20 protein-coding genes are annotated in these 24,245 nt (G+C 58.4%); 18 read left to right on the top strand and 2 right to left on the bottom strand.

Annotated elements, in window-relative coordinates; genetic code table 11:
• Positions 1-312: 312 nt before the first annotated feature.
• Entirely contained in the window at positions 313-1,857 is a 1,545-nt protein-coding gene (locus tag ACP7AJ_RS07835) for a hypothetical protein (RefSeq protein WP_426059634.1), read from the bottom strand.
• Between the two features lie 394 nt (positions 1,858-2,251).
• Here ACP7AJ_RS07835 and ACP7AJ_RS07830 point away from each other — a divergent pair, with 394 nt between their 5' ends.
• The 17 genes from ACP7AJ_RS07830 to ureG all read left to right on the top strand — a co-directional run bounded on the left by ACP7AJ_RS07830 (position 2,252) and on the right by ureG (position 22,169).
• On the top strand, positions 2,252-3,145 hold the full coding sequence (locus ACP7AJ_RS07830; protein ID WP_426059633.1) for a branched-chain amino acid transaminase: 894 nt from the start codon (positions 2,252-2,254) through the stop codon (positions 3,143-3,145).
• A gap of 163 nt (positions 3,146-3,308) precedes the next feature.
• Complete coding sequence (ilvD, locus tag ACP7AJ_RS07825) at positions 3,309-4,982, top strand: dihydroxy-acid dehydratase (RefSeq protein WP_426059632.1); 1,674 nt, start codon at positions 3,309-3,311, stop codon at positions 4,980-4,982.
• Between the two features lie 180 nt (positions 4,983-5,162).
• Positions 5,163-6,899, top strand: a complete 1,737-nt coding sequence (ilvB, locus tag ACP7AJ_RS07820) for a biosynthetic-type acetolactate synthase large subunit (protein WP_426059631.1) — start codon at positions 5,163-5,165, stop codon at positions 6,897-6,899.
• Positions 6,900-7,089: 190 nt separating this feature from the next.
• A complete protein-coding gene (gene ilvN / locus ACP7AJ_RS07815; RefSeq protein WP_426059630.1) occupies positions 7,090-7,680 on the top strand; it encodes an acetolactate synthase small subunit in 591 nt (196 codons plus the stop codon).
• 101 nt (positions 7,681-7,781) lie between these two features.
• Positions 7,782-8,849 carry a ketol-acid reductoisomerase gene (gene ilvC / locus ACP7AJ_RS07810; RefSeq protein WP_426059629.1) on the top strand — a complete coding sequence of 356 codons (1,068 nt, stop codon included), beginning with the start codon at positions 7,782-7,784 and terminating at the stop codon, positions 8,847-8,849.
• A gap of 166 nt (positions 8,850-9,015) precedes the next feature.
• Positions 9,016-10,284, top strand: a complete 1,269-nt coding sequence (gene ilvA, locus ACP7AJ_RS07805) for a threonine ammonia-lyase IlvA (protein WP_426059628.1) — start codon at positions 9,016-9,018, stop codon at positions 10,282-10,284.
• Positions 10,285-10,464: 180 nt separating this feature from the next.
• The gene (locus ACP7AJ_RS07800; RefSeq protein WP_426059627.1) at positions 10,465-11,631 is read left to right on the top strand and encodes a 2-isopropylmalate synthase; all 1,167 of its coding nucleotides are present in this window, start codon (positions 10,465-10,467) and stop codon (positions 11,629-11,631) included.
• A gap of 62 nt (positions 11,632-11,693) precedes the next feature.
• A complete protein-coding gene (gene leuC / locus ACP7AJ_RS07795; protein WP_426059905.1) occupies positions 11,694-13,091 on the top strand; it encodes a 3-isopropylmalate dehydratase large subunit in 1,398 nt (465 codons plus the stop codon).
• 189 nt (positions 13,092-13,280) lie between these two features.
• A complete protein-coding gene (gene leuD / locus ACP7AJ_RS07790) occupies positions 13,281-13,877 on the top strand; it encodes a 3-isopropylmalate dehydratase small subunit (RefSeq protein ID WP_426059626.1) in 597 nt (198 codons plus the stop codon).
• The gene (gene leuB, locus ACP7AJ_RS07785) at positions 13,865-14,986 is read left to right on the top strand and encodes a 3-isopropylmalate dehydrogenase (protein WP_426059625.1); all 1,122 of its coding nucleotides are present in this window, start codon (positions 13,865-13,867) and stop codon (positions 14,984-14,986) included. Before leuD ends, leuB begins: the two co-directional genes overlap by 13 nt.
• Before the next feature lie 554 nt (positions 14,987-15,540).
• Complete coding sequence (gene asnA, locus ACP7AJ_RS07780; RefSeq protein ID WP_426059624.1) at positions 15,541-16,554, top strand: aspartate--ammonia ligase; 1,014 nt, start codon at positions 15,541-15,543, stop codon at positions 16,552-16,554.
• A 249-nt stretch (positions 16,555-16,803) separates the two neighbouring features.
• Entirely contained in the window at positions 16,804-17,364 is a 561-nt protein-coding gene (locus ACP7AJ_RS07775; protein WP_426059623.1) for an urease accessory protein, read from the top strand.
• Positions 17,365-17,543: 179 nt separating this feature from the next.
• Positions 17,544-18,287: an urease subunit beta gene (locus tag ACP7AJ_RS07770; RefSeq protein WP_426059622.1), complete on the top strand. Its 744-nt coding sequence runs from the start codon at positions 17,544-17,546 to the stop codon at positions 18,285-18,287.
• 31 nt (positions 18,288-18,318) lie between these two features.
• Complete coding sequence (locus ACP7AJ_RS07765; protein ID WP_426059621.1) at positions 18,319-18,873, top strand: hypothetical protein; 555 nt, start codon at positions 18,319-18,321, stop codon at positions 18,871-18,873.
• 1 nt (position 18,874) lies between these two features.
• Positions 18,875-20,590, top strand: coding sequence for an urease subunit alpha (gene ureC, locus ACP7AJ_RS07760; RefSeq protein ID WP_426059620.1), 1,716 nt, complete (start codon positions 18,875-18,877; stop codon positions 20,588-20,590).
• 24 nt (positions 20,591-20,614) lie between these two features.
• The gene (locus ACP7AJ_RS07755; protein WP_426059619.1) at positions 20,615-21,286 is read left to right on the top strand and encodes an urease accessory protein UreF; all 672 of its coding nucleotides are present in this window, start codon (positions 20,615-20,617) and stop codon (positions 21,284-21,286) included.
• A gap of 130 nt (positions 21,287-21,416) precedes the next feature.
• Positions 21,417-22,169 carry an urease accessory protein UreG gene (ureG, locus tag ACP7AJ_RS07750; protein WP_426059618.1) on the top strand — a complete coding sequence of 251 codons (753 nt, stop codon included), beginning with the start codon at positions 21,417-21,419 and terminating at the stop codon, positions 22,167-22,169.
• 25 nt (positions 22,170-22,194) lie between these two features.
• Here ureG and ACP7AJ_RS07745 read toward each other — a convergent pair whose 3' ends face one another.
• Complete coding sequence (locus ACP7AJ_RS07745) at positions 22,195-23,052, bottom strand: urease accessory protein UreD (protein ID WP_426059617.1); 858 nt, start codon at positions 23,050-23,052, stop codon at positions 22,195-22,197.
• Positions 23,053-23,442: 390 nt separating this feature from the next.
• Here ACP7AJ_RS07745 and ACP7AJ_RS07740 point away from each other — a divergent pair, with 390 nt between their 5' ends.
• Entirely contained in the window at positions 23,443-24,189 is a 747-nt protein-coding gene (locus tag ACP7AJ_RS07740; RefSeq protein WP_426059616.1) for a hypothetical protein, read from the top strand.
• Positions 24,190-24,245: the final 56 nt, after the last annotated feature.

Below are 24,245 nucleotides of genomic sequence, written 5' to 3'. Positions count from 1 at the left end.
TGAATTTTTATTTTGTCAATAATTACTATTTCCAGTACGGGAGGCGGCGAAATAATCATCAGGTAATAAGAATTTTACAGTCTGATTGTGTACAATATCAAATAGCTTATACGACAACCTGATAACCGCTTCGCCACCGTTTCACTGTAGCGCGACCGTGCCCGGCAGGGCTGTAGCTCGCGTCCCCGAACGATTTGCAAACGGCGAGAAGACGCGAGCTACAGAGTCCCTGCCGGGCACGGTCGCGCTACTGCCCAGCTCGTCTGCTATCCCGAGTCGCCCCTGCTTAGAGATGTTTGTCGACGGTGAAGCCTACCTCAGCAGCGCAAACTTGCGCTGCATAATCTCCTGCACCGGCCGGTTTTCAATCTTGCTTTCCAGCCACGAAATGATATCGAGGTACATGAAGGGCCGCCGTTCAAAGGGGTTGGCAGCAATTTCGGTGAGCTGGATTTTTAGCTGAATAAAGGCCGTTTTCAGCTCCTGCGGGTTCATGTCGCCCAAGGAGCGGAGAAATCGGAAGATGGCGACTTGCATTTGCTGCTGGTCGTTCATCTTGCCCAGGAAGCGGTACACCGATTTGATTTGATATTCCAGGCTTTCGTCGCGGCCAGCTTCGTAGTGCGCAATCAAATTCAGGATGCGGGCAAAGCACTGAATGTCTTCGCGTAAAGCACTGTCCTTAAACTGAATAATCTTGGTCAGGTACTCAATGGCCTTGTTGAAGTCGCCGCTGCCAAAGTAGAGGCTGGCAATTTTGTAGTAGAACACCATGAGGCGGTGCGGGTCGAGCTGCTGCTGATATTGGCTGAGGTTGGCCAGCAGCGGCGGCACAATGGCGAGGCCCTCGGTGAAACGCCCCTGCATGAAGGAGGCGTTTATACGGTTGGTGTAGATGTAGAGGAACAGCAGCACCTCAATGTTGGGGTTTGAGCGGCGCTCGGGGTCGGCGGCGAAGGCCTCCAGGGTGTTCAATACTGCTATGAACTTCCTGTAGTACAGTAGGTTGTAGGTTGATATCAGGAGGTTGTGCAAGCCCTTGAGGTAGAGCATGGTTTGCTGGTCGCGCATGCTGGGGTTGCGCTCAAACAGGTCAACCCATTTCTGTGCGTAGCGGTAGCAGGCCGCGAAATTCTGCGTGATGGTGTGGTACCACACGTGGGCCTGGTAGTAATAGAGCTCCTCAAAAAAATCGGGGTTCGACATGTCCACGTGCTTCAACGCCGAGCGGAAAAACGTGGTGAGGCGGTCGTAGTCTTCCTGGTTGCGGGAGTGGCCAATTTGCAGGTAGAACCCATACATGCGCAGCGCCAAACTGGACAGCATGTGCTGCTGGCTGACGTGCTCCACCAGCGTCAGGGCCTCGGCTGACAAGTCTTCGGCCCGGCCCTGCAGGCTGCGCGTGATGTACTGGGCCTCGATGAGCTTCTCAAAATCGAGCGCTTGCAGGGCAATGTGGCCCACACCGGCCTGCTGGGCCGCAAGTTTCACGCGTTCCAGCATGCGCAGGCTCTGCTGGTAGAGACCGCGGTTGTAAAGCACGCGGGCGTAGTCGAGTTGCTCGTGCAGCTGAATGTCGAGGTTCTGGCCGGCGTGGTACATGCGCAGACTGGCCAGCAGCTGCCGGTAAAGGTTGGCCTTGAGGTTGGCGAGTTGCACCTTTTTAATGGCCGGACACTGCGCCAGTACCCGCTCGTCGTCGTAATGCACGGCGGCATCCAGGGCGTCGAACAGCTGCAGAAACTTCAACCCATCCGTCGAGCCCTGCCGGTTGGCAAACAGGCGGAAGTGACGCTTTTCGGAGCGCGTCAACGACTTTATCAATTGAAAAACCGGGTCGCTGCTTTCGTTTGGCATTGTAAAGGACAATTGTGTTACGCTCTGTCCAGTAGCGAATTATGATTATGAAATTCCTTCTTGGAAATAGTAAGTCCGCCTAAAATAAATTTTTGCGCGCCTTTCAATTACTCTAAAATTGTGACCATTAACAGGCTGACAAAAAACTAAATAACTTTTTGCTCAGCTTGGCGCTCCACTTGGCGCAAGCTAAGCACGAACAAACACTGCGGTTTCAGGCCGCACAATAGTTGACCCCTGATGAGCCCTTCTTTTCTGCCCATTTTTCTAGTCATTATCAAGCAGCCGTAGGGCTGAAAGCGCCGTTTTGCCTGCTAGCAAACCAGCCTTTCTCAGCCCTGTGCTCAGAAAGGCTTTTTTGCGGTTTTTTCTTCCGTAATCAACTTTCTTCCCCATGTATTTCGACAACAGTACCCTGGTCTATCTGGACGGGGAGTTCATCCCCGCCGAGCAGGCTACCTGTGGCGCCTATGCCCAATCGCTGCACTACGGCTACGCCGTGTTTGAAGGAATCCGAGCTTACAGCACGCCGCAGGGTACCCGCATTTTCAAGGCCCGCGAGCACTACGAGCGGCTGCATTATTCCTGCCGGGCCATTGGCCTGCCGCTCAATTATTCGGTGGAAGAGCTAACCGAAATCAGCTACGACCTGCTTGCCAAAAACAACCTGTCGGATGCCTACATCCGGCCGCTGGCTTTCGCCGCCACGCCCCACATGACCCTCACCACGCCCGCCTCCGGCAACCTGCTGATGGCCGTGTGGCACTGGGGCAAGTACCTGGGTAGCCAAAGCCTGCGCCTCACCATCTCGCCCTACGAACGGCCTAACCCCAAAGCAGTGCCCATCGAGGCCAAAGTATCGGGCCATTACGCCAACTCTATCATTGCCAGTTCCGAAGCCAAAGGTCGCGGCTTCGACGAAGCCTTGCTCCTGGACATGAACGGCTACGTGGCTGAAGGCCCCGGGGCCAACTTCTTCGTGGAGAAAGATGGCGAGCTGTTCACCGCACCGGGCGGCAGCATTCTGCGCGGCATCACCCGCAACACCATCATCGACTTAGCCCGCGAGGCTGGGATTACGGTGACGGAAAGGTTCTTCAGACCTGAAGAGCTGCGCGGGGCCACTGGCGCTTTCATGACAGGCACTGCCGCCGAGGTAATCGGCGTGGCGTCGGTTGACGACGTCGTGTTCGACACCCCTTTTGAGCAAACGCTAGGGGCTCAGCTAGCCGCCAGTTACAGTGCCCTGGTAACCGGCCAGAAGGAGGCCGTGGAAGCTTCGCTTTAAGGCATTTGATAAGTCAAAATTGAGGCTGTCATGCAGAGCTCAGCAAAGCATATTTACCTCAATTGTAACTCAATCTACTCAAACTCAATCTGCTCAACAAAGCAGTAGAAATGCTTCGCTGCGCTCTGCATAACAGACGGGCGGCGTTCTGAAATCTCAACTCATGGTCCTCAATAAATACAGCCGCATCTACACCCAGGACGACAGCCTGCCGGCCTCGCAAGCCATGCTCATTGGAGCGGGCTTGTCGGAGGACGACCTGCGCAAGCCGTTCGTGGGCGTGTGCTCCACCGGCTTTGAGGGCAACACCTGCAACATGCACCTCGACGGCTTGGCCAACGAGGTGAAGCGGGGCCTGGCCGCGCAGGGCCTAGTGGGCTTGCGCTTCAACACCATCGGGGTGAGCGACGGAATCACGAACGGCACGCCGGGCATGCGCTACTCGCTGGTGTCGCGCGAAATCATCGCCGATTCCATCGAAGCCATGGCCGGGGCGCACAACTACGATGCCCTGGCCTGCGTGGTGGGCTGCGACAAAAACATGCCCGGCGCGCTCATGGCCATGGCCCGGCTCAACCGCCCGGCGCTTATGGTTTATGGCGGCACCATCAAGGGCGGCACTTTCAAGGGACAGCAGCTGAACATTGTGTCGTGCTTCGAGGCCTACGGTCAGAAGCTGCGCGGCCAGCTTTCCAACGAAGACTACCGCGGCATCATCAACAATGCCTGCCCCGGGCCGGGCGCCTGCGGCGGCATGTACACCGCTAATACTATGGCCGCGGCCATCGAAACGCTGGGCATGACGGTGCCTTTCTCATCATCGTCGACGGCCGTAAGCGCCTCCAAAATGCAGGAATGCCTCGACACCGGGCAGTACCTGCGCCGGCTGTTGGAGCGGGACATCAAACCCCGAGACATTCTGGTGCGCGAAGCCTTCGAGAATGCCATGGTGGTAACCACCGTGCTTGGCGGTTCAACCAACGCCGTCATTCATCTCATCGCCATTGCCGATGCGGCAGGGGTGAAGCTCACGTTGGCCGACTTCCAGGCCATCAGCAACCGGGTGCCGGTGCTGGCCGACTTGAAGCCCAGCGGCAAGTACTTGATGGAAGACCTGTCGGCCCTTGGCGGGGTGCCAGCCGTGCTGAAAACCCTGCTGGAGGAAGGCCTTATTACTGGCGATACCCTCACCGTAACCGGCCGCACCCTGGCCGAAAACCTAGCCGATATCAAGCCCCTGGGGGCCGAGCAGGACTTGCTCCATCCCAGCTCGCGCCCGCTGAAAGCCGATGGCCACATTCAAATTCTCTACGGCAACCTGGCCCCGGAAGGCGCAGTAGCCAAAATATCAGGCAAGGAAGGCGAGCAGTTTGCCGGGCCTGCCATTGTGTTCGACTCCGAAGAAGCCGTGAACGAAGGCCTAGCCCAGGGTGTGGTGGAGGCCGGGCAAGTCGTCGTCATCCGCTACGTGGGGCCAAAGGGTGGCCCAGGCATGCCCGAAATGCTCAAGCCAACCTCGGCCATCATGGGCGCCGGCCTAGGCGATAAAGTGGCCCTGCTCACCGATGGTCGCTTTTCGGGCGGCACGCACGGGTTCGTTATTGGGCACGTCAGCCCCGAAGCCTACGACGGTGGCCCCATCGCCCTGGTCGAAAACGGCGACTGGATTGTGCTCGATGCCAGCAAAAACACCATTGATGTGCGCGTGGATGCCGCCGTGCTGCAAGCCCGCCGCGAGCAGTGGCGGCCGCCCGCAATAAATGCCGCCCGCGGGGTGCTGCGTAAATACGTGCGCACGGTGGGCAGCGCCAGTTCAGGGTGCATTACAGATAGTTAAAATCAGAAACAAAGAGGGGCAATATGGTTGCCCCCGCCTCTCCCGTCATGCTGAGGCACGAAGCATCTTCTCCCCGCCGAACGATTGGCTCTGACGTGATAAGATACTTCGCTGCGCTCAGCATAACAGGTAAGCCTACTCCATACCCAAAGTCAATTCTCATTCCTAATCCTTTCAGCCATGAGCACGCAAGCATTACCTCTCCTGGATGCCCCAGTTGCCACAACCCGCGAAGTATCCGGGGCTGAGGTGCTATTGCGGGGACTGCTGGCCGAGGGTGTTGACACCATTTTTGGCTACCCTGGCGGAGCCATTCTGCCCATTTATGACGCGCTCTATGATTTCAAAGAGCAGCTGAACCACGTGCTGGTGCGGCACGAGCAGGGCGGCATTCATGCCGGGCAGGGGTATGCCCGCGCTTCCGGCAAGGTAGGCGTGGTGTTTGCCACCAGCGGGCCGGGCGCCACCAACTTGGTGACGGGCCTGGCCGATGCTCAGATTGACAGCACGCCGCTGGTGTGCATCACGGGGCAGGTTTTTGCGCATTTGCTGGGCTCCGATGCCTTTCAGGAAATCGACGTCATCAACATCACGGCGCCCGTAACAAAGTGGAATTACCAGGTGACGGAGGCCAGCGAAATCCCCGACATTCTGGCCAAGGCGTTCTACATTGCCCGCAGCGGCCGGCCCGGCCCGGTGCTGATTGACATTACCAAAAACGCGCAGCTCGACAAAATTGCGTTTGCGGGGTACCAGCCCTGCACGCACATTCGAAGCTACCGGCCCGCGCCCGTGGTGCGGCCCGAAGCCGTGGCGCAGGCCGCCGCGCTCATCAACCAGGCCCAGCGCCCGCTGGTGCTGTGGGGGCAGGGCGTGGTGCTGGGCGGGGCCGAGCGCGAGTTTCAGGCCTTTATTGAAAAGAGTGGTATTCCGGCCGCCTGGACCATCCTTGGCGCCGGCGTGTTGTCCTCCGACCATCCGTTAAACGTAGGTATGCTGGGCATGCACGGCAACTACGGCCCCAACGTGCTCACCAACGAGTGCGACGTACTCATTGCCATCGGCATGCGCTTTGACGACCGGGTGACCGGCCGCCTCGACAAGTACGCCCGGCAGGCCCAGGTTATTCACCTCGACATCGACCCCACCGAAATTGACAAAAACGTGGCCGCTACCGTGCCCGTGTGGGGCGACTGCAAGCAGACCCTGCCGTTGCTCACCCGCTTGGTGGCCCCGCGCACGTACCCGGCCTGGCGCGAGCGTTTCGTGCCCTTCCAGAATGCAGAGGTGGACGCGGTAATCCGCGAAGCGCTGTTCCCCACTTCCGTCGAGCTGACCATGGGCGAGGTGATTCAGCAGCTGAACGAGCTAACCGCAGGGGAGGCCATTCTGGTAACCGATGTGGGCCAGCACCAGATGGTGACCTGCCGCTACGCCCGCCTCAACCAGTCGCGCCGCCACATCACGAGCGGTGGCCTGGGCACCATGGGCTTCGCGCTGCCGGCTGCCATCGGGGCCAAGTTTGGCATGCCGGAATCTACGGTGGTCGCCATCATCGGTGATGGGGGCGTGCAGATGACGATTCAGGAGCTGGGTACCTTGATGCAAACCGGCATTGCCGTAAAGATTATTGTGCTCAACAACCAGTTTCTGGGCATGGTACGGCAGTGGCAGGAGCTGTTCAGCGAGCGGCGCTACTCCTTTGTCGACATCCAAAGCCCCGATTATGTGGCCGTGGCCCGCGGCTACCGCATCGAGGGCCAAAGCGTATCGGACCGCGCCGAACTGCGGCCGGCGCTGCAAGCTATGCTGGCGCACCCCGGCTCCTTCATGCTAGAAGTGATGGTGGCGCAGGAACAAAACATTTTTCCCATGGTGCCCCAAGGGTGCAGCGTGAGTGAGATTCGACTGCGATAGCGCAGGAGTCTTTTTGACCCCTGATGCTGATTGAACGTCATGCTGAGCTTGTCGAAGCATCTCTACCACGAGAGTAATCAATACCTAATGCAACGAAGCGGTAGAGATGCTTCGACAAGCTCAGCATGACGCCAAATTTTCTGGCCTGCTGGTCGTCCCCAGGCTGCTGGGCTCTATAAAAAAACTACCCATGGAACGCCAGGAATACAACATCACAGCTTACACCGAGAACCACATCGGGCTGCTTAACCGCATTGCCATCATTTTCTCGCGCCGTAAAATCAACATCGAAAGCCTGAATACCTCGCCCTCGGAGATTGAGGGCATTCACCGCTTCAATATCGTCATCACCGAGACGGAGGAAGTAGTGCGCAAAATCTCTCGGCAGATAGAAAAGCAGGTGGAGGTGCTGAAAGTGTATTTCAACACCAACGACGAGGTTATCTGGCAGGAGATGGCGCTCTACAAAGTGCCCACCGATGTCATTGCTGAGCGCGCTTTGGTAGAGCGGCTGCTGCGCGAAAATGGGGCCCGAGCCGTGGTCATTCGCAAGGATTACACGGTTTTCGAAACCACTGGTCACCGCCAGGAAACCGACAATCTGATTCGCGTGCTTCAACCCTATGGGCTCATCGAATTTGTGCGCAGTGCCCGCATTGCCATCATCAAAGCCAGCGACGGCTTCCACCTGAAGCTTAATGAATTCGAAGAAGCCGAGCCCGGCGACGAAGTCATCGAAAACGAATACCTCAACGACCGCGACGGCGTGTTTGCGATGTGATGTAGCGCGGACTTTTAGTCCGCGTTCGAACGACATTTTTTAACCCATGCGCGGACTAAAAGTCCCTACCGGGTACGACCGCGCTACAAACCCCACTAACCATGGCACAAATCAATTTTGGCGGAGTCGATGAAAACGTAGTTACCCGCGAGGAATTCCCATTGGAAAAGGCGCTGGCCGTGCTACAGGACGATACCATTGCCGTTATCGGCTACGGTGTGCAGGGCCCGGGCCAGGCGTTGAACATGCGCGACAACGGCTTCAACGTAATTGTAGGCCAGCGGCAGGGCACTTCCTCCTGGGACCGCGCCATCAATGACGGCTGGGTAGAGGGCGAAACCCTGTTTTCCTTGGAAGAAGCGGCCGAGCGCGGCACCATCGTGTGCAACCTGCTCTCCGATGCCGGCCAGATTGCGCTGTGGCCCATGCTGAAAGAGCGCCTCACGGCGGGCAAAACCCTGTACTTCTCGCACGGCTTCGGCATCACCTTCAACGACCAAACCAACATCATCCCGCCCGCCGACGTGGACGTGATTTTGGTGGCCCCCAAGGGCAGCGGCACCAGCCTGCGGCGGCTGTTCCAAGCCGGGGGCGGCCTCAACTCCTCGTTTGCGGTGTACCAAGACGCCAGCGGCCACGCCTACGAAAAAGCAGTGGCCATGGGCATCGGCGTAGGCTCAGGCTACTTATTCGAAACCGACTTTAAAAAGGAAGTTTACTCCGACCTCACCGGGGAGCGCGGCGTGCTGATGGGCGCCCTGGCCGGCATCATCGAGGCCCAGTACCAGGTGCTACGCCAGCGCGGCCACTCGCCCTCCGAAGCCTTCAACGAAACCGTGGAGGAACTCACCCAAAGCCTGGTGCCGCTGGTAGGCGAAAACGGCATGGACTGGATGTTTGCCAACTGCTCCGTAACCGCCCAGCGCGGTGCTCTCGACTGGAAAGGCCGCTTCCGCGAAGCCACCCTGCCGGTGCTCAACGAGCTGTACGACAGCGTGGCTTCGGGCCAGGAAGCTGCCCGCACCATCCAGCGCGGCACCACGCCCAACTACCGCCAGGAACTGGACGCGGAGCTGAAAGAAGTACGCGACTCCGAGCTGTGGCAAACCGGCGCCACCGTGCGGCAGCTGCGCTCCAAAGCCGCCGAAAAGGTGGAAGCGCTTAGCTAGCGGGAGTTTGAAATAAACAGAACGTCATGCTGAGCGCGGTCGAAGCATCCCTACTGCGCAAGTAATCTATTTACTCTTCGCGGTAGAGATGCTTCGACTGCGCTCAGCATGACGTTCTGTTTTGCTGGTTACAACACATTGGTTTTGCCAATTATAATCCCTACCCATGGAAAACGCCACCGCAGCTCCGCCCATCGTCACCCTGAAAAACGTGGCTCGAGCTGCCCGCCTGCTCAAAGGCGTCATCTCCAAAACGCCGCTGCTCCTGAACCTAGGCCTCTCCCGGGCTTACGAGGCCCAGGTGTACCTTAAGCGTGAGGACCTGCAGGTGGTGCGCTCCTACAAAATCAGGGGCGCCTACAACAAGATGGCGGGCCTCACCGCGGCCGAAGGGGCCCTCAACGTGGTATGCGCCAGCGCCGGCAACCACGCGCAGGGCGTGGCCTACGCCTGCCAGCTCCTGGGCCTGAAAGGCTACATCTTCATGCCCGCCCAAACGCCGGCCCAGAAGGTAGACAAAGTGCGCCTGTTTGGCCAGGAGCAAGTTGAGGTCATTCTCACGGGCCGCACGTTTGACGACACCTTCAAAACGGCTCGCGAATTCTGCGACGAGCGGGGCAGCACCTTTGTGCACCCGTTCGATGACCTGGCCATTGTGGAAGGCCAGGCCACCGTGGGCTTGGAAATTCTGAAAGCCGCCACCACGCGCATCGATTACTGCTTTATGGCCATTGGGGGCGGTGGGCTGGCCTCTGGCGTGGGCAGCGTGTTTCGGCAGCTGAGCCCGCACACCAAGCTGATTGGAGTGCAGCCGCTGGGGGCACCCTCCATGCAGCGGTCCATTGCTGCCGGGCACCGGCAGGCCCTCAGTCAGATTGAGAGCTTCGTGGACGGCGCGGCCGTGAAATGCCCCGGTGCGCTCACCTTTGAGCTGTGCCGCGAGCTGCTCGACGACGTGGTGTTGGTGCCTGAAGGCCAAGTGTGCCTCGACTTGCTGAAGATGTACAACGAGGAAGGCATAGTGCTCGAGCCTGCGGGCACACTCTGCATCTCGGCCCTGCATCAATACGCCGAGCAGATTAAGGGCAAAAACGTGGTATGCGTGGTCAGCGGCAGCAACAACGACATCACCCGCATGGAGGACATCAAGGAGCGCGCCACCCGCTACCAAGGCCGCAAGCACTACTTCATGGTCACGTTCGACCAGCAGCCGGGGGCTTTGCGCCGCTTCGTCAACAGCGTGCTGCTGCCCGAAGACGACATCATCCACTTCCAGTACATCAAGAAAAATAACAAGGAAAAGGGGCCCGTTTTTGTGGGCATTGAGCAAAAGCAGGCGGGCGAGGTTGATGGCATGCAGTCCCGCATGCTGGCCGAAGGATTCACCTACGAATACCTGAATGACAAGCCCGATTTTCTGAGTTTGCTGGTATAAAAATCATCAGTTACCCCATTAGCAATTGTATTTTTAAATTTATTAAGTTGCTTGATATTAGTTGATTGTAGGCAATAATTCATTGTTTAGAAATAGTAAGCCGCTGAAAAAGTTATTTCTAAACGAGCGGGAAAGCGGTGTACTTGCAAGCACTTAAAAGTGCTTAGCGCCACTATTCCCATGGCAAATCAGAAAATCCAAATCTTCGATACCACCCTGCGCGACGGCGAGCAAGTGCCGGGCTGCAAGCTGAACCGCGACGAGAAACTCGTCATTGCCCGGCAGCTGGAGCTACTGGGCGTCGATGTGATTGAGGCGGGCTTTCCGGTGTCGAGTCCTGGCGATTTTGCAGCGGTGCAGGCCATTGCGGCCCAAACCCGCGAAGCCACAGTTTGTGGTTTGTCGCGGGCTGTGGAAAACGACATTCGTGTTGCCGCCGAGGCCTTGAAGCTGGCGCGGTATCCGCGCATTCACACCGGTATTGGCACTTCCGAGTCGCACATTCGCTACAAGCTGTGCAGCACGCAGGCAGAGGTGATGGCCCGCGCCGTGGCCGCCGTGAAGCTGGCCAAATCCTTCGTGGAGGACGTGGAGTTTTACGCCGAAGATGCCGGCCGCACCGACAATGAGTTCCTGGCCCGCGTGTGCGAGGCGGCCATTCGGGCGGGGGCCACAGTGCTCAACATCCCGGATACCACCGGCTACTGCCTGCCTGAAGAGTACGGCGCCAAAATCAAGTATTTGGCTGAAAACGTGACCGGCATTCACAAGGTCACGCTCTCCACGCACTGCCACAACGACCTCGGCATGGCCACTGCCAACTCTATTTCGGGCGTCATTAACGGCGCGCGGCAGATTGAGTGTACCATCAACGGGGTAGGGGAGCGGGCCGGCAACACCGCCCTGGAAGAAGTAGTGATGGTGCTCCGCCAGCATCCCTATCTGCACCTCGATACCAGCATCAACACGCCGCTGCTGGCCGAAACCTCGGCCATGGTGGCGCACTTAATGAGCATGCCCGTGCAAGCCAACAAGGCTGTGGTGGGCGCCAACGCCTTTTCGCACTCCAGCGGCATTCACCAGGACGGCGTCATCAAGCACCGCGAAACCTACGAAATCATGAACCCCCGCGACGTGGGCATGGCCGATTCATCGATTGTGCTTACAGCTCGCTCCGGCCGCGCCGCGCTGGCCTACCGCCTCCAAAAGATTGGCTACGACTTCGACCGGCAGTCTCTCAACAAAGCCTACGCCTCGTTTCTGCAGCTTGCTGACCGCCAAAAGGAAGTCGTGGACCACGACCTCCACGCTTTGGTAGAACAAGAGCAATTGGTAAATGCAGGGTGACAAAAAAACCGTCATGCTTTGGCTCCGCTCAGCATGACGGTCGATTTTATAAAAACGCTTCAATAATGGCCAAGTCCTTATTCGATAAAATCTGGGATGCGCACGTGGTAAAAGCCATTCCCGGCGGGCTGGAGGTGTTTTACATCGACCGGCACCTCATTCACGAAGTCACCAGCCCGCAGGCGTTTGATGAGCTGCGCGAGCGCGGCCTACCGCTGCTGCGCCCCACTCAGATGGTAGCCACGGCCGACCACAACGTGCCCACCCGCAACCAGCACCTGCCCATAGCCGACCCCATTTCCCGCTCGCAAGTCGACAAGCTTACCGAGAACTGCGCCAGCTTCGGCGTGGAGCTGTTTGGGCTGGGGCACGAAAACCAGGGCATTGTGCACGTCATTGGGCCGGAGCTGGGCATCACCCAGCCAGGTATGACCATCGTGTGTGGCGACAGCCATACGTCCACGCATGGCGCGTTCGGCGCTATTGCTTTCGGCATCGGCACCAGCCAGGTAACCCAGGTAATGGCTACGCAATGCCTGCTTCTCAGCCGCCCCAAGCGCATGCGCATCACCGTGGATGGCGAGCTGCGGCCTGGCGTCACGGCCAAAGACCTGATTCTGCACATCATTGCGCAACTGGGCACGGGCGGCGCCACGGGCTACTTTGTGGAATATGCCGGTAGCGCCATCCGCTCGCTGAGCATGGAAGGCCGCATGACGGTTTGCAACATGAGCATCGAAATGGGCGCCCGCGGCGGCATGATTGCACCAGATGCCACCACGTTTGCCTACCTGCAGGGCCGCCCCTACGCGCCGCAGGGCGAGCGTTGGGAGCAGGCACTGGCCTATTGGCAAACCCTGTATTCGGAGGAAGGTGCCGAGTTTGAGGCTGACTTGCTGATTGACGCCCAGGTTATTACGCCGATGATTACCTACGGCACCAATCCTGGCATGGGCATCGCCCTCAACGGCCATATTCCGGCGCAAGTAGCGGCCAGCGAAGCCGCCAGCTTCGAAAAGTCATTGCAGTACATGGGCTTTCAGCCGGGCGAAACACTGCTGGGCAAGGAAATTACCCACGTCTTCATTGGCAGCTGCACCAATTCCCGCATCGAGGATTTGCGCGCCGTGGCGGCCTATGTGCAAGGCAAGCAAAAGGCCGCGCACGTGGAGGCTATCATCGTGCCCGGCTCCAAGTCAGTAGAAAAGCAAGCCATTGCCGAGGGCCTCGACAAGATTCTGGCCCAAGCCGGCTTCGAGCTGCGCGAACCAGGCTGCAGCGCCTGCCTAGCTATGAACGACGATAAGATACCCGCCGGTGCCTACTGCGTCTCCACCTCCAACCGCAACTTCGAGGGACGGCAGGGGCCGGGGGCGCGCACGCTGCTGGCCAGCCCGTTGGTGGCCGCCATCACAGCCGTGGAAGGCCGCATTGTCGACATTACCCAATACCTGAACTAACGGAAATACCTTTTATAAACCGATTGATATAGACCATTATGCTACCCTTCTTCAAGCATTCAGAAGCCGAGAATAAGAAGTCCATCGATTGGATAACCTACGCCACCCAAATGCTCCGGCAAGCCGAACAGGATGGCCAGTTGCATTTCTCTCCCCACGCCATTCTGCAATCCAATACCTCAAATTCCCATGGACAAATTTCAGACCCTGCACTCTACAGCGGTTCCGCTACCGTTGGAGAACATTGATACCGACCAGATTATTCCGGCCCGGTTCCTGAAAGCAACCACCCGGGAGGGCTTCGGCGCCAACCTGTTTGCCGACTGGCGCTACGCCTCCAACGGCGAGCCCAAGCACGGCTTTGTGCTGAACGACAAGCGCTACCACGGCCAGATTCTGCTAGCCGGCCAAAACTTCGGCTGCGGCTCCAGCCGTGAGCACGCCGCGTGGGCACTGTATGACGCCGGTTTCAAAGTGGTTATCTCCAGTGAGTTCGCCGATATTTTTCGGGGTAATGCCCTGAACACCGGCCTGCTCCCCCTCCAGGTATCGGCCGAAGTGCTGCAGCGGCTGGTGGCGCGCGTCACGCATTATCCCAACACCCAACTGGTGGTGGATTTGCCCGCCCAAACGCTCACTGTGCCCGTGTGGGAAGAAAGCTTCGCCTTCGACATCGACCCCTACAAAAAAGAATGCCTCATCAACGGCTACGACGACATTGATTACCTGCTGAGCCAGAAGGCTGCCATCACCAAATACGAAGAAGCACGCACATGGAGTATTTAAGCAAACGCATTGTGGTATTGCCCGGCGACGGCGTCGGCCCGGAAGTATGCGGCGAAGCCGTACGCGTGCTCAAGGCCGTGGCCGAGCGGTTTGGGCACCGCTTCACCTTCGACTACCAACTGATGGGCGCCTGCGCCATCGACGCCACCGGCAGCCCCTTGCCCGATGCCACGCTCGAGGCCTGCCACCAGGCCGACGCCGTGCTCCTCGGGGCCATCGGCGACCCCAAGTACGACAACAACCCCGCCGCCAAGGTGCGCCCCGAACAGGGCTTGCTCGGGCTGCGCAAAAGCCTGGGCCTCTACGCCAACATTCGCCCCGTCACGGCCTACGAGCAGCTGCTGGAGTTTTCACCGCTGCGACCCGAACGCATTGCCGGCACCGACCTGCTCATCTTCCGGGAGCTGACCGGCGGCGTGTACTTCGGTGAAAAGGGCCGCACGCCCGACGGCACCGCTTTCGACCATTGCACCTACAACCACGAAGAAATTGCTCGTATCGCCCACCGCGCCTTCCGTGCCGCCCAGGGCCGCCGCCAACGGCTGACACTAGTCGACAAAGCCAACGTGCTGGAAACTTCCCGGCTCTGGCGCGAAGTCGTTCAGGGCATCGCCCCTGACTACCCCGAGGTAGCCGTCGACTATTTATTCGTCGACAATGCCGCCATGCAGCTCATTCTCAATCCGCGCCAGTTCGATGTTATCCTGACCGAGAACATGTTCGGCGATATCCTGTCTGACGAAGCCTCCGTGATTGCGGGTTCCCTGGGCCTGCTGCCCTCCGCCTCCCTTGGCGATGGCGCAGGGCTGTTTGAGCCCGTGCACGGCTCCTACCCGCAGGCCAAGGGCAAAGGCATTGCCAATCCCATTGCCGCCATCCTGTCGGCAGCCATGATGCTGGATTACTTCGGCCTGCCCGACGAGGCCCGTGCCGTGCGCGCCGCCGTGGAAAACGCCCTCAGCGAAGAAGTCTTAACGCCCGAGCTTAACCCCGGCGCCCCCTATACCACCGAGCAGGTAGGCAGCTTCATTGCCTACGGTGTGCTCGATTTGATGGACTGCCATCTGCACCGCAGCAACGTAGCTTGCGGCAAGAGTACAATTATATAAGCTGCTTTCCTGGGCCTATAATAATAGGTCGTTGCTCCAGTCCTTCCGCCCCAGGCAGGCCGACCGGTTGAAGTCTGCGCAGCTTGCTCCAGCGGCCACCGGTCGGCCCGCCTGGGGCGGAAGGACCGGAACAACGACTAGATAAGAAATTGCTTTCTCAACAACTTTTAATTAAGACGCGCTAGAAATTAATTCTTGCTTCTTAAATTATTAGCTCCTAATTTGCTTTCGCTAAGACAAAAATCGCATTCATGTCCTTCCGCAGCAACAATTCTTTCCTGAATAACTCGAATAATAATATTCCGAGACAGGGAGGCTATTGTTCCGAAGGATAAACCCAAGAACATATTTTCAATTTGAAAAGCCTTCCGTTATCTGGAAGGCTTTTTTTTTAGCCCTTCCGGCCCCAAGGCTCACTTCCGAAATCTCAAAAAAACTCTCTGCGAGGGAGGTGGCTGCTTATTGCCCAAACCCAAGGCCCTGACTCTTCAATTAATTCAACTTATATCAAACCAACCCCCCATTTCACCCCCATGAAAACTAGCTCATCATCCATGACCTGGCCCACTGCGGCCGACCTGCTCGAAACCGAAGAAGCCATTTCGTTCGTGAAGGAAACCTTCGCGAAAGTGCTGGCCCAGCAGCTGCACCTAGTGAAGGTGTCGGCCCCGCTGGTGGTGCTCGACGGCACCGGCATCAACGATGACCTGAACGGCATTGAGCGGCCCGTAGGCTTCCCCATCAAAGCCCTCGACGAGCAGCGTGCCGTGGTGGTGCACTCCCTGGCCAAATGGAAGCGCCTGCGCCTGTTCGAGCTAGGCATTCCGGCCGGCAAAGGCCTGCTCACCGACATGCGCGCCCTGCGCCCCGACGAGGACTACAGCGCCATTCACTCCATCTACGTGGACCAGTGGGACTGGGAAAAGCACATCCTGCCCGAGCAGCGCACCATTCCCTTTCTTAAAGCCACCGTTGAAACCATTTACGGCGCCCTGAAAGCGACCGAGGAGCAGGTGCGCAAGCGGTTCGGCATCGCGCCCATTCTGCCGCCCACCATTGCCTTCGTACATGCCGAACACCTACTGCAGCGCTACCCCAACCTCACGCCCAAGCAGCGCGAGCACGAAGCGGCCCGCGAGTACGGCGCGGTGTTCCTGATGGGCATTGGCGGGGAGCTCAGCCACGGCGAAATCCACGACGGCCGCGCCCCTGACTACGACGACTGGAGCACGCGCAACGAAGACGGCCACCGCGGCCTGAACGGCGACATTCTGCTCTGGAACCCGGTATTGGAAACGGCATTTGAGGTTTCTTCCATGGGCATTCGGGTCGATAAGGAGGCCCTAACCCGCCAGCTGGAGCTGCGCGGCTGCTCCGAGCGCCAGTCTCTGCATTTTCACCGCCTGCTCTTGGCCGACGAGTTGCCGCAAAGCATCGGCGGCGGCATTGGGCAGTCGCGGGTGACCATGTTTTTGCTGCGCAAGGCCCACATCGGGGAGGTGCAGGTGAGCATCTGGCCCGAAGCGGTGCGCCAGGAGCTAGCCGAAGCCGGCATAGCGTTGCTGTAACAACTGCTGCGAGCAAGCTTGCATATGGGGGATTGAATGCTCAGCTAGGCATTCAATCCCCCATTTTATTCCGCGGTTTATGAAAATAAGCAGCTTTTCTAAATATTTGCGGGGAGCTAGATGAAAAATTGACTAATATTGAAGGATGCCTTTGTAAATAGGGCGTATATCCTCCGATAGGATATTTTTTTCCGGGAACCCTATCATATGCAGGCGGTGTTGCCAGTTTTATTCGCTTCTGTGGCCGGAATGGGTCATGCTTTCGAACCCGACCACTTGCTGGCTGTGGGCAACCTCATTTCGCGCCGCGACACGATGGCCGAAGCCATGCGCGACGGCGTGTATTGGGGCTTGGGACACACCACAACGCTGGTAGTTGTGGGCAGTTTTATTCTGCTGGGACGCATCACTTTTCTTACTTCTGGCTATTTCGAGGCTGCTGTCGGCCTCATGCTCGTCGTAATGGGCATTAGCCGTCTGCTCGACCAGCGCCGGCTGCCTGCCAAGGTACGGCCCGGGGCTACTCCCTCGCGGGCGGCCTACGCGGTGGGCCTGCTGCACGGCTTGGCCGGCAGCGGCGCACTGGTGCTGTTGGTGATGAGCGAAATCAGCGACCCGTGGCTGAGCGTGCTGTACTTCGCGGTGTTCGGCATCGGTTCTATTTTGGGCATGTTCATCGTGGCCGGGCTATGCAGCGTGCCATTTACCAAGCGCATGAAAATCAGCCGAGTGCTGAAATTTAGTACCGTCACCTTGTCCTCGCTGCTATGTATCGGGTATGGCGGGTGGATGATTTATGGAAACACTTAACGTGCAACGGTGCGCCTTACTCCTTAGCTTCCTCTACGACATAGGAGAGGGGGATTAGCCTCTAGTTCTAAATCAAACTTGCCACAGAAAAACATCCTTTAAAAAACTAGCAATTAGTCCCCTCTGCTTTTCGGAGGAGGGGGGTTAGGGGGTTAGGCGCCCGTAAGAACGAAACCCCAATGCATCTATCTCCCAAAGACCTCGACAAGCTCGTGCTGCACCAGGCCGGCTTCGTGGCCCAGAAACGCTACGCCCGTGGCCTGCTCCTGAACTACCCCGAAGCCCTGGCCCTCATCGCCACGCAGCTGCTGGAGTTCATCCGCGACGGCGAGCGGGTGGCCGTGCTCATGGACAAGGGCAAGCAACTGCTGGGCCTGGCCGACGTGCTGCCCGGCGTGGCCGACATGCTCCACGAAGTCCAAATAGAAGGCACCTTCCCCGACGGCACCAAGCTCGTGACCGTGCACCACCCCATCTGCCGCGAAACTGGCGATGCCGCCCTGGCCCTCTACGGCTCCGGCCTCCACAAAGCCCCGGCCCCCAGCGCCGCGCCCGACAATGCCAGCCACGCCCAGCCCGGCGAATACCTGCTGCACCTGGGCGAGGTCATCCTCAACGAAGGCCGTGCCACCGTGGACGTGGAAGTCGTGAACATGGGCGACCGGCCCGTGCAGGTCGGCTCGCACTATCCCTTTTTCGAAACCAACGCGTTGCTGCAATTTGACCGCGCGGCAGCCTACGGTTTCCGCCTCAACATCCCGGCCGGCACGGCGGTGCGCTTCGAGCCCGGCGAGCGCAAGTGCGTGCGCCTGGTGGCCCTGGCCGGCGAGCGCATCGTGTACGGCGGCAATGGGCTGATTGATGGGCAGCTGAATAATGCTGGAAAGAAGCAACAGGCGCTGGAGAGTCTCAGCAATAAATAATATTCGCAGTTGAATAAATTATTTCTGCTGTATGAGACATGCTAATAGTGAATGGGTCGATAAGATTCTTTATACCGCTTTAGTGGTTGCTTTTGCCTCCGTGGCCAAGTACGTACTTGGAATTACTCTGGTATTAGTAGCCACATTTATTGCTGTTATGCTTGTGTTTCTTCTTTCGCTTCTGGTAATCTCGCAGTTTTCAGATAAGAAATTTCATAAAGAATATAAGCTGTATTTGGAGCGGATGAATGGGGCACGCTTCTTCTGTTATAACAACCGCAAAAGCAGCATAGCATTCGCTCAGGATATTATTGTGCCCGCATTAGACCCATCAGTACACGTCGTTTTTGTGGAGGGAAGTAATGTTAAAAATGGGCCTGATAGTAAATACATTTCAAAAATGCTCTATGGTGTAAAAGAGCGAAAAGGCTTTCCATACTTGTTGAAAATTGAGAATTGTCAAGTGATTGATACATCAGTGAATAATCAATTCTACAGCATCATGATTGGTAGCAAACCAATTGGCCCTTTGCTCGACAGAATTAACGCTTTTTACAATTCCACGCCGCTTGTTTCAATAGCTTAATATGTCCCTCCCCATCTCCCGTCGCGCCTATGCCGATATGTACGGCCCTACCACCGGTGACCAGGTGCGCCTCGGTGATACCGGCATGCTGATAGTAGTGGAACGCGACTACTGCGTGTACGGCGAGGAATGCAAGTTTGGCGGCGGCAAGGTGCTGCGCGACGGCATGGGCCAGGCGGCCGGCATCGGACAGGCCGACGCACTGGATTTGGTCATCACCAACGCGCTGGTGGTTGATTATACCGGCATCTTTAAGGCCGATATTGGCATTAAAGGCGGCCGCATCGTGGGAATCGGCAAGGCTGGCAACCCGCACATCATGCCTAGCGTCACGCCCGGCATGGTGGTGGGCGTGACCACCGAAGTCATTGCCGGCGAAGGTCAGATACTGACCGCGGGAGCCATCGATTGCCACATTCATTTCATCAGCCCCCAGCAAATTCCCGAGGCGCTGGCCTCCGGTGTCACTACCATGATAGGGGGCGGTACCGGGCCGGCGGCGGGCACCAACGCCACCACCTGCACACCCGGCGCATTCTACCTCGAAATGATGCTGAAGGCCACCGAGGCCTACCCCCTCAACTTCGGGTTTCTGGGCAAAGGCAACTCCTCGAAGCCGGAGGGGCTGCGCGAACAGGCCGAGGCCGGGGCGCTGGGCTTTAAGCTGCACGAGGACTGGGGCACCACGCCGGCGGCCATCGACCAGTGCCTGCGCATAGCCGAGGAATACGACGTGCAGGTGTGCATCCACACCGATACGCTGAACGAAAGCGGCTTCGTGGAAACGAGCACGGCGGCGTTTAAGGGGCGCACCATTCATTCTTACCACACCGAAGGGGCGGGGGGCGGCCACGCGCCCGACATTATCAAAATCTGCGGCGAGCCAAACGTCATTCCGTCGAGCACGAACCCCACGCGGCCCTTCACGGTGAACACCATCGACGAGCACCTCGACATGCTCATGGTCTGCCACCACCTCGACCGCAATATTCCCGAAGACGTGGCCTTTGCCGAAAGCCGCATCCGGGGCGAAACCATTGCCGCCGAGGACATCCTGCACGACCTAGGCGCCCTGAGCATTATCAGCTCCGACTCGCAGGCCATGGGCCGTGTGGGGGAGGTCATCACCCGCACTTGGCAAACGGCCCACAAAATGAAGCAGCAGCGCGGCTCCTTGCCTGAGGACGCTGCCACCCAGGCCGACAACTTCCGGGTGCGCCGCTACGTGGCAAAGTACACCATCAACCCGGCCCGCGCCCACGGCATTTCGCACGAGGTAGGTTCTGTCGAAATCGGCAAGCTGGCCGATTTGGTGCTCTGGAAACCGGCTTTTTTCGGCGCCCGGCCGGAGATGATTATCAAAGGCGGCATCATTGCGCAGTCGCAGATGGGCGACGCTAATGCTTCGATTCCCACACCGCAGCCGTCTTTTTCGCGGCCCATGTTCGGGGCGCTGGGTGGGGCCATTGGCAAGTCGTCGATGGTGTTTGTATCAGCAGCTTCGGTGGAGCGGGTACGAGCTGATTATGGCTTGACTAAGCAGGTAGTAGCCGTGAAAAACTGCCGCAACATCGGCAAAAAGGACATGGCCCTCAACGACTATTTGCCCAATATTTCAGTGGACCCGGAAACCTACCGTGTGATGGTAGACGGTGTGCACCTGACGTGCGAGCCGGCGGAGAAATTGCCGCTGGCGCAGCTGTATAATTTGTTCTAACAGGCGCCCGTTAGAACGTTCCAAATGCAATTCGCCCGCCTCCTGCACCTCGTCGACTCTGCCATTCCAACCGGCTCGTTTGCCTATTCCTATGGGCTGGAAAGCAGCATCACGCTGGGTTTGGTAAGTACACCGTTTGCCCTACGGAACTACCTGTATTCCTATTTGCAGCAGGCCGGGAGTGCCGAATTGCCGTTCATCAATTCCAGCTTTCGGCTAGCGGAGCTCGGCGAAGAAATGAAAGTGGTGGCCGAAGAGTACGACGCGCAATTGCAGGTGCCAAGTCTGTACAAAGCCAGCGCCGTGCAGGGCCGGAATTGGCTGAAGCTGCTGGCCAGCTTCTACCCGGAGTCTGGCTTGGACACCATTACCCAATGGTTCGCAGGCTTGAATATTCCGCCGCACTTCACGCTGGTTTTCGCGCTGGCTTTGCAGCGGTCCGGCTTCGCGCTGGCGGAGCTACAGGCCATGTACTTGCACATGCTGCTGCGCGACCAGCTCAGCGCCGCTATTCGCCTCGGGTTTCTGGGGCCACTGGAGGGGCACCAGCTGCAGCACGATTTTTATACAGTATTCGAGCATATTCTGGCGGCACACGCAGGTAAGGAATACGGCGAGGCGGTTCGCTCAGCCTTTTTGCTTGATGTTGCGCAGGTGCTGCACGAGGATATTTATTCCAAGCTTTTTCAGAACTGACTAAAATTAACAAAGGCCGTCATGCCGAGCGCAGCCGAGGCATCTTGCTCGCTTCGTTCAACAATTAGATTGCTGCCCGCGAGATGCCTCGGCTGCGCTCGGCATGACGTTCTGTAACTTCTATTTCACTATGGCTTTTGTCGAAAAACTCGCCCTTCTCCTCCACGGCCACCAGCACGAAGCTTACGAATCGCCAGGCGACTTTGCGGAGCGCGAAACCCGCCGCCTGCCATCTTACCGCAACTTCCGCAAGCGGGCTTTCACGGTGGGGATTGGCGGGCCGGTAGGCACGGGCAAAACCGCGCTGCTCAAAGCCCTGTGCGAACGACTGCGCCACGAGTTCGAGCTGGGCGTGGTTACGAACGACATTTTCACCCGCGAAGACGCCGAGTTTCTGATTCGCCACAGCGCCCTGAGCGAAGACCGGATTGTGGGCGTGGAAACCGGTGGCTGTCCACACGCCGCTATTCGCGAGGACATCTCGCTAAACATGGACGCGCTGGAAGGCCTCATGCAGCGTTTCGACTACGGGCTGGACTACCTCTTCGTGGAAAGCGGCGGCGACAACTTGGCCGCCCATTTCAGCCGCGAGCTGGTCGACTACTCCATCTACGTCATCGACGTGTCGGGCGGCGACAAAATTCCGCGCAAAGGCGGCCCCGGCATCACGCAGTCTGACCTGCTAATCATAAACAAAATCGACCTTAAAGACCTCATTAAAGCCGACCTGGGCGTGATGGAGCGCGACTCGCGTAAGATGCGTGGCGAGGGACCTTTCCTCTTCGCCCGCGCTATAGATGGGCATGGGTTAGACGACATTATTGCCCACATCAAAGCGGCCAGGGAGCGCGCCTTGGCCGCCGTGCGCGAAGACCGGCGGTAGCAATGCCGGGCAGAGTCGTTCTACATCAGTACTTTCGCGCCAGCGGATTATACCCTAGTAGCTCCTTATCCGCGAGCGCCGCCAAAATACGCTCGCACAGTGGCTGCAAAGCCATCCGGCCGTGCGCAGCCGCCCGCAGCACCCACACATTCTCCCGCGCCTGTGCCACCGAAATTACGCATTCCTGGCTGTTGATGTTGAAGTGCGGGCCTGTGCTGCCGGGCATCTTTTGCCGCGCCAGCAGCTCTGCCAGCAGTTGGAAGCGCGCATCTGTGGGGCTGCCCACCAAAAACACTGAGAAGAAAGTTTGATACCCCGCAAAGTTGCCGGGCGAAGTGGCGATGTTTTCGGCGGGGCTGAAGGCAAAGCGGTCCAGCAGCACCAATCTGTCGGCCACGCGCACGCGTAGCTCCGAGTGCAGGGCGGTGAAGGCAAACCGCTCGCCCTGGTCCATGCGACCGGAGTGGAACCAGTCGACCAGCAGCAGTAGCGAATCTGGCTCAAGCTGCCACTGCTGGGTTTGGCGGTAGCGGCTCTCGGCCTGCAGCACCACCGGGTCGGGAAAAACCACGGCCATGGCGCCCGTGGCCAGGCTGCCGGTGGTATGTTGTTCGGCCACGGCGCCGTCTATCGAACGAAAAATTCTGGTGCTGGCCTGGGTGCTCACCACCAGCTGTGCATGCGCTGCCCCGGCTATGCGCAGCCGAATGGCATCGCCGGCTACCATGCCGCCGCCGTAGCTGGACAGCACCACGTGGCAGGTGCGGCCGGGCGAAGCAGGATTGAAAACCTTAAGGGGCTGAATGCTTTTGCTGGTGATGAGCCGCGATTTGCCGCGCACCTGCGCTACCTCCAGCGTACTCCACTCCGTCGGGGTGTTCATGTCGGGCAGAAAGTGATGAGAGATTGAAAGTGGAAGCGCTGCGCTGAAGTGGGCTTTGTAACCACGAATTACGCCCTCGGTGCTTAGTAAGCAACTATCTATAAAGGCTGTGCTAGTAAAGACTGTCCAAAAATGCCAATCCCGATAATTAATGTGGCCGTCATGCTTCATCTGGCGTCTGTTTGTCCAACCGAAGGTTGGGAAAGCCAAGCGGACGCCAGATGAAGCATGACGGCCACATTATCCCTCAGATAGGCTTTTGGTAATGCCCGCCTGGCCCGGCCCAGGGCCGATGGCAACTGTCGCGTTTAGTGAACAACGGGCTGGCTGCAAGCAACGTTTTTATATCGCGGCGACTCTGTATTTTAGAGCCTCACCCACGCCTGATGTATGCAGAACTACTACCACATATTGGGAGTTGGCCCCACGGCCACGGCTGTACAGATTGAGCAGGCCTACGTGCGTCAGCGCGCCCGCTTTAAGCGCCTCGCGGCGGCCGACCGCATTATGAAGGCGCGGTTGGCCGATGTGGAAGCGGGGTTCGACATTCTGGGCAATGCCCGCCGTCGCATTGCCTACGACCTGCTGCTGGCCCAGGAGCCCGAGGCGCCCGCCCGGCCGCGCTTGGGCCACGACGAGCGGCTCTTGCGCTACGCACGCGTAGCCCGCAGTCTCAACGCCGCGCTGCTGGCCTGCTTCCTTCTTTTGGCCATCGATTGGGGCTTGCCACTCCGCGAATACCCCAACGAAAAGGTACACACCCGGTTTCCAGTGTTGGTGTCCTCGGCTCTGTCCAGCCCACAACTGGCCTACCGGGTGCACACCCAGCACACGTCGTTCCGGCTGCCGAACCGCATCAGCCACCGCGTGCGCCCGGGCCAGCGCGTCAGCGTCTGGAAAACGCCTTTGCTGGGAGTGGTGCGGCGCGTGAGCTCGCCCGCCTCGCCCGAGGGCCCCGAGGTATTTCAGCCCTATGGTGGCACCATCTACGGCACGTTTGCCTTGCTGCCGCTGCTGCTGGGCCTAGTGGCGGGCTTGGGCGTATGGCCCAGGCTCTCGCCCGAAGCCGTGATTAACACCGCAACCTTAAGTAGTTTGCTGACCGTTCTAAACCTAGTCATGCTGATGTGGTTTTAATCTTTGGTTGTCAGTATGAGGGAGTCAGGTGCTGGTGAGTAAAATTTTGCCAACTC

Origin of the sequence: Hymenobacter sp. B1770 (genome assembly GCF_049896385.1) — a bacterium.
Taxonomy (GTDB): domain Bacteria; phylum Bacteroidota; class Bacteroidia; order Cytophagales; family Hymenobacteraceae; genus Hymenobacter.
This window is presented reverse-complemented; position numbering and strand designations above follow the sequence as displayed.

What these genes read in the sequence shown, in the direction of transcription:
- ACP7AJ_RS07835 (WP_426059634.1), bottom strand. Translation starts at nt 1,857, where the DNA reads ATGCCAAACGAAAGCAGCGACCCGGTTTTTCAATTGATAAAGTCGTTG.
- ACP7AJ_RS07830 (WP_426059633.1), top strand. Translation starts at nt 2,252, where the DNA reads ATGTATTTCGACAACAGTACCCTGGTCTATCTGGACGGGGAGTTCATC.
- ilvD (WP_426059632.1), top strand. Translation starts at nt 3,309, where the DNA reads ATGGTCCTCAATAAATACAGCCGCATCTACACCCAGGACGACAGCCTG.
- ilvB (WP_426059631.1), top strand. Translation starts at nt 5,163, where the DNA reads ATGAGCACGCAAGCATTACCTCTCCTGGATGCCCCAGTTGCCACAACC.
- ilvN (WP_426059630.1), top strand. Translation starts at nt 7,090, where the DNA reads ATGGAACGCCAGGAATACAACATCACAGCTTACACCGAGAACCACATC.
- ilvC (WP_426059629.1), top strand. Translation starts at nt 7,782, where the DNA reads ATGGCACAAATCAATTTTGGCGGAGTCGATGAAAACGTAGTTACCCGC.
- ilvA (WP_426059628.1), top strand. Translation starts at nt 9,016, where the DNA reads ATGGAAAACGCCACCGCAGCTCCGCCCATCGTCACCCTGAAAAACGTG.
- ACP7AJ_RS07800 (WP_426059627.1), top strand. Translation starts at nt 10,465, where the DNA reads ATGGCAAATCAGAAAATCCAAATCTTCGATACCACCCTGCGCGACGGC.
- leuD (WP_426059626.1), top strand. Translation starts at nt 13,281, where the DNA reads ATGGACAAATTTCAGACCCTGCACTCTACAGCGGTTCCGCTACCGTTG.
- leuB (WP_426059625.1), top strand. Translation starts at nt 13,865, where the DNA reads ATGGAGTATTTAAGCAAACGCATTGTGGTATTGCCCGGCGACGGCGTC.
- asnA (WP_426059624.1), top strand. Translation starts at nt 15,541, where the DNA reads ATGACCTGGCCCACTGCGGCCGACCTGCTCGAAACCGAAGAAGCCATT.
- ACP7AJ_RS07775 (WP_426059623.1), top strand. Translation starts at nt 16,804, where the DNA reads ATGGGTCATGCTTTCGAACCCGACCACTTGCTGGCTGTGGGCAACCTC.
- ACP7AJ_RS07770 (WP_426059622.1), top strand. Translation starts at nt 17,544, where the DNA reads ATGCATCTATCTCCCAAAGACCTCGACAAGCTCGTGCTGCACCAGGCC.
- ACP7AJ_RS07765 (WP_426059621.1), top strand. Translation starts at nt 18,319, where the DNA reads ATGAGACATGCTAATAGTGAATGGGTCGATAAGATTCTTTATACCGCT.
- ureC (WP_426059620.1), top strand. Translation starts at nt 18,875, where the DNA reads ATGTCCCTCCCCATCTCCCGTCGCGCCTATGCCGATATGTACGGCCCT.
- ACP7AJ_RS07755 (WP_426059619.1), top strand. Translation starts at nt 20,615, where the DNA reads ATGCAATTCGCCCGCCTCCTGCACCTCGTCGACTCTGCCATTCCAACC.
- ureG (WP_426059618.1), top strand. Translation starts at nt 21,417, where the DNA reads ATGGCTTTTGTCGAAAAACTCGCCCTTCTCCTCCACGGCCACCAGCAC.
- ACP7AJ_RS07745 (WP_426059617.1), bottom strand. Translation starts at nt 23,052, where the DNA reads ATGAACACCCCGACGGAGTGGAGTACGCTGGAGGTAGCGCAGGTGCGC.
- ACP7AJ_RS07740 (WP_426059616.1), top strand. Translation starts at nt 23,443, where the DNA reads ATGCAGAACTACTACCACATATTGGGAGTTGGCCCCACGGCCACGGCT.